The organism is Bacillus sp. IT-79MI2, assembly GCF_949768135.1.
Classification (GTDB): Bacteria; Bacillota; Bacilli; order Bacillales; family Bacillaceae_G; genus Bacillus_A; species Bacillus_A pseudomycoides.
This window is the reverse complement of sequence record NZ_CATKPV010000089.1, coordinates 1-10,277: the sequence shown is the minus strand read 5'-3', so window position 1 is coordinate 10,277 and position 10,277 is coordinate 1. Positions and strand designations below refer to the sequence as shown.

The following is a 10,277-nucleotide window of genomic DNA, read 5'->3' as shown; positions in this document are numbered from 1 at the left end:
CCCCTAATATATGTTAAAAGTAAAAACACATAACAGATCTTTCTTGTAATATGCTTTTTTGTTTTTGCTAGGTAACTTTTATTGTCATAAAGTAAACAGTATAGTTATTTGGGGTCCTTTGACACTTTCATTTGATACGGTGCTGAATGTGTACTAATGTTTGCTGCGTGATTAGGTTACATTGCTATACTGATTACAAATTCAAAAAGACCTTTGAGTTCTACCTATTGTTTTGTGAGTGGCCCCAAAAAGAAGGAATCGTTGCCGTACCCCTTATCTTTTATGGTCTGCTTTTGCTACATATTTATCTTGGACAATTTACAGCATGAATTGATGAATTACAAAAACTTGAGCATAATTAAAAATGCTCAAGTTTTTGTATTGTTTGGTTTTTATCAAGAAAATGTAATAAATACAACCAAAAAAATTAAACATGTTTTTAACAATATCTTGGATAGTCACTGCTTTAATTCATTTAACTCTTGCATACATTCTTGAACAAGTGTGACCGCCTGACTCATGGTAGCTCCCCCGCCAAATGCAGCTGTTACGCCAATGACCTCAAGAATTTCCTGCTCTGAAGCTCCTTGATCTATACATCCTTTAGTGTGATAAATAATGCAATACTCATCCTGAGAGTAAAGGCTTATCCCTAAAGCAACCAATTGTTTTACTTTTTTTGATAATGTACCTTCTTTAAAGCATTCCTCTGTAAAAGAATTAAACTGTTCAGCCAGTTTTGGCATTTTTTCCGTAAATAAACCCAACCCATGTTTATATTGAAGAAGTGCAGATTCAGTAGTATTTCTACCTTCAAATTCCATATTTAATCAACCCCATTTCTAGTATTTATAAAACATACGTTAGTATGAGCTTAAAGTACTTTGATTAATCATGTTTGACATTATGTAATTTAGGGGGGCATCTTTACTTTTCAAAAATAATTCTTCTAAAATAAACAGATAAATTTTATATATATTCATATAAAAGTTCTTGTACATCAATTCAATCATTCAATAGAAATAGTAAGATTTTTTGTATACATGTATAGCGTATGACTACCTTCTCAGCATAATATATACCTAATTTAAATTTTCACATGAGCATATCTAAGTTTTGGGTATAGAAAAGGCAAGCATTTAAATATGCTTGCCTTCGTTCTAACGACGATGCTCGACTAAATCAATTACCCCTAAAACAACATGAGCTAAACCAAATCCAAATACCGTATTAGCAATCATCTTATTAGAACCACGTGTCTGCTTAAGTGCATAACCTGCAGCTGTGACCGCTGTACCTAATGCAGTTGGAATTAATCCTTCACGAATATCCATCGTAATATCCTCCTAGCATCGTAGTTAGTAAAACATGTAGTATTTCACAATAAAATACTAACATAAAAATTAGTATGGTCGCTTTTTATATAAATATGTAAACACCAATATCAAGGAAATATATATAACTAAAAATCCTGAATTAATGTCCCAATCCATTCCAATAAAAATCTACAATGCTTACAGCTAAATCATCTATATTGGCAATCAGTGGCTTTTGATTTACATCTTTGTAATCACCTAAGTATAGCAAAGCAACAAAGGCATGAGTACTTAAAAGCGAGTGCCCTTTAGGGATTTCACCTTTTTGCATCGCTTTGTGTATTGCTTGATCCAATACTTCGTACATTTTATCTTCAGCTTTTTGCATTTGTATTAAGTGATTCTCTGAAAGAGATATTTTTGCATCTTTCATGAAACTCTTGATATCAATGTTCAGTGTTGCGGTTAAATGAACTTTTGCAACATCAAGTAATCGCTCCTTAAGCGGCTTACTTGTTGAAAGAATTTTATGCATATTATCTCTAATGCGTGCCATCATTTGAAGCATTGTATCCGTAAAAAGATCAGCTTTTGTAGCATAGTAATAATAAACAGTTGCCTTTGTTACATCGCACTCTTTTGCAACATCTTCCATAGAGACAATTTGATAACCTTTACTTAAAAACAGCTTTGTAGCAATATCAACAATTTTATCTTTTGTAGATTTTGTATTTTTATTTTGAGGTGGTCTTCCTAAAGGACGTTGTCTTTGTTCCAATATCATTCTCTCCTGACTCTTCATAATTTAAAATATTATAACATATCAGTTGAATAGCACTTGATTAATTAACTAACCAGTATATATAATTAATTCTAAAATTAGTAAGAAAGGTGGAATATCATGAAAAAACATCCTCTTTATACATGGGGGAAATATGTCGGTGGACCAAAAGCAAGGTGGATTACCCTTTTTGTATGGGTCTTGTTGACACTTGTTTTATCGTTTACTTGGCCAGCTGTGAATACCGTTGAAGATGAGACAGCCCCTAATCTTCCTGAAACGGCTATGTCACAACAGGCTAATAATATAATTAAGAAAGAATTTCCGAATGACTCAGGAAACCCTGTGCTTATTGTTTGGCATAAAGATGAAGGTTTAGAAGAGAAGGATTTTAAGAAAATTCAAGATACTTATCAAAAACTTAGAAATTCGCCATTAAAGGGGCAATCAACGTTACCACCTTTTGATACCATACCGCACCAAGCGTTAGCAAAAAATGTTTCAGAAGATGGTACGTCTCTTGTAACTCCTGTGTTTTTTGATAAAACTGTAGGGACAGATATGCTGCAGGAGAATATGGCTGAACTGCAGATTGTCATAAAGAATACAGTGGAAGATGATCCATTTAAAAGAAAGATTTCTGATTCTGGTTTGCATATACGTCTATCAGGGCCAGTTGGTATTCAGACTGATGCAGTAAGCATATTTAGTCAGGCTGATGTGAAATTATTGGTTGCAACTGTATTACTTGTTTTAGTTTTACTTATTCTTCTTTATCGTTCACCGCTATTAGCAATCTTACCTTTAATTGTAGTTGGGTTTGCTTATGGAATAATTAGTCCAACTTTAGGTTTTTTAGCTGATAAAGGATGGATTACTGCTGATGCGCAAGGAATTTCAATTATGACTGTACTATTATTTGGAGCTGGTACGGATTATTGTCTATTTCTAATTTCAAGATATCGAGAGTTTCTTCTTGTGGAGCGAAATAAATTTAAAGCGCTACAGCTTGCAATTAAAGAATCAGGTGGAGCTATCATTATGAGTGCTCTTACCGTTGTAGTAGGATTAGGTACTCTATTACTTGCTCATATAGGTTCTTTCCATAGATTTGCAGTACCTTTTAGCGTGGCTGTTTTCCTTATGGGAATCGCTTCTTTGACAATTTTACCAGCATTATTAGCTATTTTGGGGAGAGTAGCATTTTTCCCATTCATCCCAAGAACAAGAGAAATGAATGAAGAATATGCTAAGAAAAAAAAGAAAACAATCAAGGTAAAGGAATCGAAAGGGTTCTTAAGCAAAAAACTTGGAGATCTTGTTATTCGTAAACCATGGACAATTATCCTGCTAACACTATTCTTATTAGGTGGATTGGCTTCATTTGTTCCACGTATCCAATTTACGTATGATTTAATAGAATCATTTCCAAAAGATATGCCTTCACGTGAAGGATTTAATTTAATCTCTGATCATTTTTCACCTGGTGAGTTAGCACCTGTACAAATTGTTGTTGATACAAAAGGAAAAGATGTACCTGTCAAAGAAGAATTAACAAAACTTTCTTTTATAGATCAAGTAACAGAACCAGTGCAAGGGAAACAGAATAATCAATTACAAATGTTTGAAGTTTCAATAAAAGATAATCCGTATTCTATTGAGGGGATGAATAAAATCCCTGAGTTAAGAAAAAGTTTGAAACAGGTAATGAAAAGTGCTGAAATAAGTGATGCTAATAACCACATATGGATTGGAGGAGAAACGGCTACATTATACGATACGAAACAAACAACTGAACGTGATCAAAATGTGATTATTCCTGTTATGATTGGTATTATCGCATTATTATTACTTGTATATTTACGTTCTGTTGTGGCGATGATCTACTTAATTGTAACAGTGGTATTATCATTCTTCTCTGCATTAGGGGCAGGATGGTTACTACTTCACTATGGTATGGATGCTCCTGCAATACAAGGAGCGATTCCTCTATATGCATTTGTGTTCTTGGTAGCATTAGGAGAGGACTATAACATATTTATGGTTTCTGAAATATGGAAAAACAAAAGAAGCCAGCCACATCTTGAAGCAGTCAAAAACGGGGTGGTTCAAACAGGTAGTGTTATTACGTCTGCTGGTTTAATCTTGGCAGGAACATTTGCTGTATTAGCTACTTTACCAATCCAAGTACTTGTTCAATTTGGTATTGTTACAGCAATAGGAGTACTACTGGATACATTTATAGTAAGACCTCTTCTTGTTCCTTCACTTACAGGCGTTTTAGGCCGTTTCGCTTTTTGGCCTGGAAAGATTCGGAAGAAGGAAGAGACAAAAAAAGTAGATGCTTGATAATATAATAAAATTAAAAAACCAAGGAAACTTTGATTTCCCTTGGTTTTTTATTAGGAATAAAGTATGTATACAAAATAAAAGTAGTATCTAAATACTAATTATTTTTCAAATTTCCGGTTTTTGGTGTTCTTTGTCTTCAATATCAGTTTCTGGCATTCCGTACAATCCATTCATGGCTTGTTCTACTGGTTGAAGTCCAGTTTTAATAGTATCAGATTTTAAGTTTTTTGAGTTGTTACTCTTTTCTTTTTTAGAATGTGGAAAATTCATTTTTATACCTCCAAACACTAAATTTTTAAAAAATAAAAAGCGTATGAAAGAGTTTGGCAGATAAACAAATTATCTGCCAATTGAATGACCAATTATTTGAGCTATTAATGTAATAGCATATACATAGTATGTCATCTTTTCTAGAAAATATGATAGCTAAGGAATCATCAATACCTGGATCTCCAAATAATAGTACTTTCTTCAAAATATGTCTTCCTTCTTAGATAACCCAATTTTATAAAAAACTTATAACATGTCTATGCAGGATGTTCTCTTTAAATCTAAAATTTCTTGAAAAAATATTATAATTACATCAATTTTCTATAGTCTAAAACATTTTTAATTGCCCCTTGCTAAAAAAAGAACACCAAGAGAAAGAATTGAAATAAATCTATTGATTTGCAACGAAGTATGTCCCACATGGGTTAAATCAATTAGCTAAACGCTTTTCCATAATAAATAAGACATAATTTTAGGCACTAAAGATAAAAATTTAATAATGAATAACTGTACCCAATAGATTTTATAAAAGAAAAGGTGATGGAATGGAACTGTTTAACGAAGACAAAACTTATCATGCTGGAGATATTGTCTATGTTTTTTACCGAAACCCCCACACCCAGGATGTAGCAAATATACAAGCAGCAGCCGTTGTAAATAACCCTGAAAATCCAAATGAATTAGCTTTATTTCTTTATGAAACTTATTATCCATTATCAAATGAAATGGCTGTTTATTCTACAGAAGAAGAGGCAAATCAAGCTTACAATTACTATTATGGAGATGCTTTAGAGGGGATATTAGAATGAATAATCCATTTATACCTAAGCTAGTATACTTTGAACCAAATGCATTAGATTATCCGTTAGGAAGAGAACTTCAAGAAAAATTCAAAAAAATGGATGTAGAAATTCGGTATACCACCTCACATAACCAAGTGAGAGATCTTCCAGGAGAAAATGATTTTCAAAAGTACAGGGTAGCAAAATCTACCCTTGTCGTTGGTGTGAGAAAGACACTAAAGTTTGACACCTCAAAGCCTTCAGCTGAGTATGCTATTCCCTTTGCAACAGGGTGTATGGGCCATTGTCATTATTGCTATTTACAAACAACGATGGGTAGTAAACCATATATCCGTACTTATGTAAATGTGGCCGAAATTCTTGAGGCTGCTGACAAATATATCGAGAAACGAGCACCTGAACTGACAAGATTTGAAGCATCCTGTACATCTGATATTGTAGGGATTGATCACTTAACTCATACTCTTAAGCACGCAATAGAGCATTTTGGAGAATCCGAGTATGGAAAATTGAGGTTTGTTACTAAATTTCATCATGTAGATCACTTACTTGATGCAAAACATAACGGGAAAACAAGATTTCGGTTTAGTGTAAATGCTGACTATGTTATTAAAAATTTTGAGCCCGGCACCTCTCCCCTAGCAAAACGGATTGAGGCCGCTGGAAAAGTAGCAAGAGCCGGGTATCCACTTGGGTTCATTGTGGCCCCTATTTATCTGCATGAAGGTTGGCAGGATGGTTACTATCATATGTTTGAACGTCTTGATGCTGAATTACCACTTGATGCACGTGATGATATCACATTTGAATTTATTCAACATCGATTTACAAAGCCTGCCAAACGAGTAATTGAAAAAAATTATCCCATGACAAAATTAGAATTAGATGAAGAGAAAAGAAGATATAAATGGGGGAAATATGGAATTGGAAAATACATTTATCAAAAAGAAGAAGAAGAAGAAGATATAAAAAGTTATCTTTATTCTTATATGGAGAAATTCTTTCCCAATGCAAAATTAGAATATTTCACATAGGAGATACCATTCACTTTACAAAAAGCATATGGAAATTTATTTTAAAGGCTATATCGGTATTTCAAGGACGTTCTGTTGCAAAGTTTTTTAAATGAGTCTACACTCTAGAAAAAGGGGCTTATCCGTTGCTCATACAACGATTATGCCTTGGGTTCATCAGTATGGTCCTGAATTAGACAAAAGAATCCGTCATCATCTCAAGCAAATCAATGACTCTTGTAGAGTCGATGAAACATATATCAAAGTAAAAAGTCAATGGATGTACCTGTATCGTGCTGTCGATTCGAAAGGAAATACCATCGATTTTTACCTAAGCAAAGCAAGAAACCACAAGGCTGCAAAGCGATTCTTCAAGAAAGCTTTGCAGTCTTTTCATATTTCTGAGCCTCGTGTCGTGACAGTCGATAAGAATCCAGCTTATCCTATAGCAGTTGAAGAATTGAGAAAAGAAAAAAAGATGCCATTAGGCATCCAACTAAGGCAAGTGAAATATCTCAATAACATAGTGGAACAAGATCATCGGTTTATTAAAAAGCGAGTTCGTTCGATGTTAGGATTGAAATCCTTTCGCACAGCTACATCCATTATTTCTGGAATAGAAGCTATGCATATGGTAAAAAAAGGGCGACTTGTTTTACTGGACAAGTCTGTCCAAAATCAAGTGAAGTTCATCCATCAACTATTTGGAATTGCTGCTTAAGACTAGATTCCACTAGGAAACTTTTCGCCTCTTTATATCTTTCCTAAGTATTTGCACCAGAACCCTCTATATACTGTGTCACTTTAGGAGATAATTTGCACTAATTTTAAGTGTTCTTTTGCGTCCTGAGTATACATAATAAAGTTAGCTGTGTAGATTTCGTAATTACTGGAGTAAAGGTTATGAAGTTAAGATGTTCATAAATTAAAGGTTTTGGTAAATTCGGAAATCAGATAAATGTGAAATGAACAAAATTTAAGCCTTATAAATTGCTTAAATACGTTATCAAAACTATTGTCAAAATCAAATTAACTTTAACCTCCCTTTATGATAAGATTATCATGTAAAGGTTAGGTGATTTTATGAATTCATACATTTATGGTTATGCACGAGTAAGTACCCAACAACAAGATTTGATTCGTCAGCTAGACATGCTTCAAAATTATAACTGCACTGAAATTTTAACTGAAAAAATAACAGGTACGAAAAGTGATCGTCCAGAGCTTACTCGATTAAAAGATAAAATTAGACCTGGTGATACATTAGTTGTAGAAAGCTTTTCTAGATTAGGAAGAAGCACCAAAGATTTAATTGAACTTGTTGATTTTTTTGAGAATAAAGGAGTTAAGCTAATTAGTATCAAAGAACAATTTGATACTAATACACCGCAAGGCAAATTGATGTTAACAGTATTTCAGGCATTCAGCCAGTTTGAAAGAGACTTGATTGCTCAACGAACACAAGAAGGTCTTGTAAGTGCAAGAGCAAGAGGAAGGGTTGGTGGTCGTCCTCGTATTAAAGATATCTATATTCAGAAGGCATTAAATTTATATAAGTCAGAGCAATATAGTATTCGAGAAATTATAGATATGACTGGCATTAGCCAAGCAACACTGTACCGATACATACGAGAACACAAGCAAGTACAAAAGAATGAGGAAACAGAAGAAAAAACAGCAACTATTCGTATGTTGTTACGTGTAGAAAATAATAATAAATTTGTACGTGGGAAGGGGAAAGTTAGAAAGAATATCGAATCCTTTCTCATATCACAATACAATATGGAACAACGCTTAGGGGAGTACATATTCTATGTTCCTTACACCACAATTTCAGATTTAGAAAAAAAGGTAGATAGCATAATTCATGAAATTGATTTTGAAGCGGATTTACAAAACTGTTTTACTGAGTTAGATGTGTACTGTGATGAATTGGAGCTACAATGGTAAGCATTTGCGTATATAACAAGTTATCTTATAAAATAAGAAGAAGAAAAGAAAGACAGGGAGAGGAAACCCATGTCCACAAAATTAGTAAATTTACGAATTGATTTTGCTTTTAAACAGTTATTCGGAACGAAAGGGAACGAAGAGATCTTAACTGGTTTCTTGAATGCTATTTTAGAGGAATCTTTAGAGGCACCCGTTGCATCTCTACAATTGGAAGACCCACATCTTCATAAGGCTTATGAAGATGATAAGTTATCCATTTTAGATTTATTAGCAACATTAGACAACGGAACGCAAGTGAATATAGAGATACAGCTTCGCAATACACATGATATGGTAAAGCGATCTTTATATTACTGGAGTAAACTCTATACATCCCAAATGCAAGAAGGGATGCCGTATCGTTCACTTCGGAAAACAATTACCATTAACTTATTAGATTTTATATTATTCTCCCAGGATGATTCATTTCACACCATAGGACAATTATGGAATCCCCAAAAGCAACAGATACTAAGTGATGATATTGAAATTCATTTTGTTGAAATTCCAAAATTGGTCAAACAATGGCGTGAAGAAAAAGTAAATCCATGGGAAAATGCATTTGTTCGTTGGATGTTATTACTACCAGCACATGAAGATGAATATTTAACTCAAACATTGGAGGAGATTGCAATGAATCAAGATCCAATTTTACAAAAAGCAATAAATAAATGGGAAAATATGAGCCATGACTCCTCTTTCCGAACAGCTTATGAGGCTCGCGAGAAGCTACTTCTTGATGAACAAGCTAAGCTGGCTCACGCTCGTGAAGAAGGCTTAGAGGAAGGTTTAGAAAAAGGGATTCAAAAAGGACTTCAAAAGGGTATCCAAAAAGGACGAGAAGAAGGCATTGAACAAGGGAAAGTTCAATTAATATGTGGTATGCATAAGAACGGTATGCCGTTAGAAGACATTGCGAAATTCACTGGTCTAAGTACAGAAGAAATACGAAAACTACTATTATAATACGTACTATTACAAAAGCTTTGCGAATTGTTTCGCAAAGCTTTTTACTATGAATTTTAAAGAAGAAAGACCTTTGTTAATCCAGACATTATCAAAACATGTTTCAGACCAAGATGCTGAAAGTATTACAAATGCATTTTATCTTGATAGAAAACCTCAATCAAAAGAACAAAAAGAACTTGTAGCCAATCACTACAAGTTCTTTTTGAGATAATGTTAATAAGGGACAAACAAACTATTTCAATAGAAACATGGGGGACACTATTTGATGACTGGTTTGACAACTTCATTATATAACAAATATTAACATTTGAAGATTTTAATTTTGAATATTTTATGAATTAAGAAAATGGGGTTCTGGTATAAAGATAAAATTAAAGAGAATATAGCTCATATATTTCTAACGGAATTCTATTTTATGCTGTAAGCCCAAACAATCGATGGATGAATTCTTTCTGGTTTTGGACAGACTGATTCCGTAAATCAATCTGTTCTTTTTTAATCATATGCATAGCTTCCACTCCTGCAAGAATGGATGTAGCTGTGCCAAAAGACTTGAACCCTAACATAGAACGAACACGTTTCTTAATAAAACGATGATCTTGTTCCACTATGTTATTGAGATATCTAACCACTTGAATAGATTTTTCTTTTCCATACTGATCACGTCCTTTTTTAGAATACTAGTATCAGTATGTCCAAGTTTCAGAGGTTAGTTACATAAGTCTTATAGTTTTTGCACCAGAGCCGTATTTCTTAACTTGATGGCGATGGGGTCCCGCCA

At 33.6% G+C, this 10,277-nt stretch carries 10 protein-coding genes and 2 pseudogenes; 7 read left to right on the top strand and 5 right to left on the bottom strand.

Annotated features, from left to right (window positions below; genetic code table 11):
- Positions 1-458: 458 nt before the first annotated feature.
- The 3 genes from ACM6HU_RS22790 to ACM6HU_RS22780 all read right to left on the bottom strand — a co-directional run bounded on the left by ACM6HU_RS22790 (position 459) and on the right by ACM6HU_RS22780 (position 2,100).
- Positions 459-824 carry a carboxymuconolactone decarboxylase family protein gene (locus ACM6HU_RS22790; protein WP_097796042.1) on the bottom strand — a complete coding sequence of 122 codons (366 nt, stop codon included), beginning with the start codon at positions 822-824 and terminating at the stop codon, positions 459-461.
- A 336-nt stretch (positions 825-1,160) separates the two neighbouring features.
- Complete coding sequence (locus tag ACM6HU_RS22785) at positions 1,161-1,334, bottom strand: hypothetical protein (RefSeq protein ID WP_006096976.1); 174 nt, start codon at positions 1,332-1,334, stop codon at positions 1,161-1,163.
- A 142-nt stretch (positions 1,335-1,476) separates the two neighbouring features.
- Positions 1,477-2,100, bottom strand: a complete 624-nt coding sequence (locus ACM6HU_RS22780) for a TetR/AcrR family transcriptional regulator (protein WP_170957114.1) — start codon at positions 2,098-2,100, stop codon at positions 1,477-1,479.
- Between the two features lie 117 nt (positions 2,101-2,217).
- On the opposite strand from ACM6HU_RS22780, the gene ACM6HU_RS22775 reads away from it, so the two are divergent.
- Entirely contained in the window at positions 2,218-4,446 is a 2,229-nt protein-coding gene (locus ACM6HU_RS22775) for an MMPL family transporter (protein ID WP_098166933.1), read from the top strand.
- Between the two features lie 108 nt (positions 4,447-4,554).
- On the opposite strand, the gene ACM6HU_RS22770 is transcribed toward ACM6HU_RS22775, so the two are convergent.
- Positions 4,555-4,719 carry a DUF4021 family protein gene (locus ACM6HU_RS22770; protein ID WP_077295769.1) on the bottom strand — a complete coding sequence of 55 codons (165 nt, stop codon included), beginning with the start codon at positions 4,717-4,719 and terminating at the stop codon, positions 4,555-4,557.
- 545 nt (positions 4,720-5,264) lie between these two features.
- Between ACM6HU_RS22770 and ACM6HU_RS22765 the strand changes: the two genes are divergently transcribed.
- The 6 genes and pseudogenes from ACM6HU_RS22765 to ACM6HU_RS22740 all read left to right on the top strand — a co-directional run bounded on the left by ACM6HU_RS22765 (position 5,265) and on the right by ACM6HU_RS22740 (position 9,707).
- The gene (locus ACM6HU_RS22765) at positions 5,265-5,528 is read left to right on the top strand and encodes a transcriptional regulator SplA (protein WP_006096981.1); all 264 of its coding nucleotides are present in this window, start codon (positions 5,265-5,267) and stop codon (positions 5,526-5,528) included.
- Positions 5,525-6,556 carry a spore photoproduct lyase gene (gene splB, locus ACM6HU_RS22760; protein WP_414848466.1) on the top strand — a complete coding sequence of 344 codons (1,032 nt, stop codon included), beginning with the start codon at positions 5,525-5,527 and terminating at the stop codon, positions 6,554-6,556. The genes ACM6HU_RS22765 and splB overlap by 4 nt, the downstream gene beginning before the upstream one ends.
- A gap of 109 nt (positions 6,557-6,665) precedes the next feature.
- Positions 6,666-7,256, top strand: a pseudogene (locus ACM6HU_RS22755) (IS6 family transposase); the annotation flags it as partial.
- A 362-nt stretch (positions 7,257-7,618) separates the two neighbouring features.
- Positions 7,619-8,485 (top strand): recombinase family protein, encoded by an 867-nt coding sequence (locus tag ACM6HU_RS22750; RefSeq protein WP_077295828.1) that lies wholly within the window; start codon positions 7,619-7,621, stop codon positions 8,483-8,485.
- Between the two features lie 69 nt (positions 8,486-8,554).
- Complete coding sequence (locus ACM6HU_RS22745) at positions 8,555-9,493, top strand: Rpn family recombination-promoting nuclease/putative transposase (protein ID WP_077295826.1); 939 nt, start codon at positions 8,555-8,557, stop codon at positions 9,491-9,493.
- Between the two features lie 49 nt (positions 9,494-9,542).
- Positions 9,543-9,707 (top strand): hypothetical protein, encoded by a 165-nt coding sequence (locus ACM6HU_RS22740; protein ID WP_006097623.1) that lies wholly within the window; start codon positions 9,543-9,545, stop codon positions 9,705-9,707.
- Between the two features lie 202 nt (positions 9,708-9,909).
- Here ACM6HU_RS22740 and ACM6HU_RS22735 read toward each other — a convergent pair.
- Positions 9,910-10,134: pseudogene (locus tag ACM6HU_RS22735) on the bottom strand (DDE-type integrase/transposase/recombinase); the annotation flags it as partial.
- Positions 10,135-10,277: the final 143 nt, after the last annotated feature.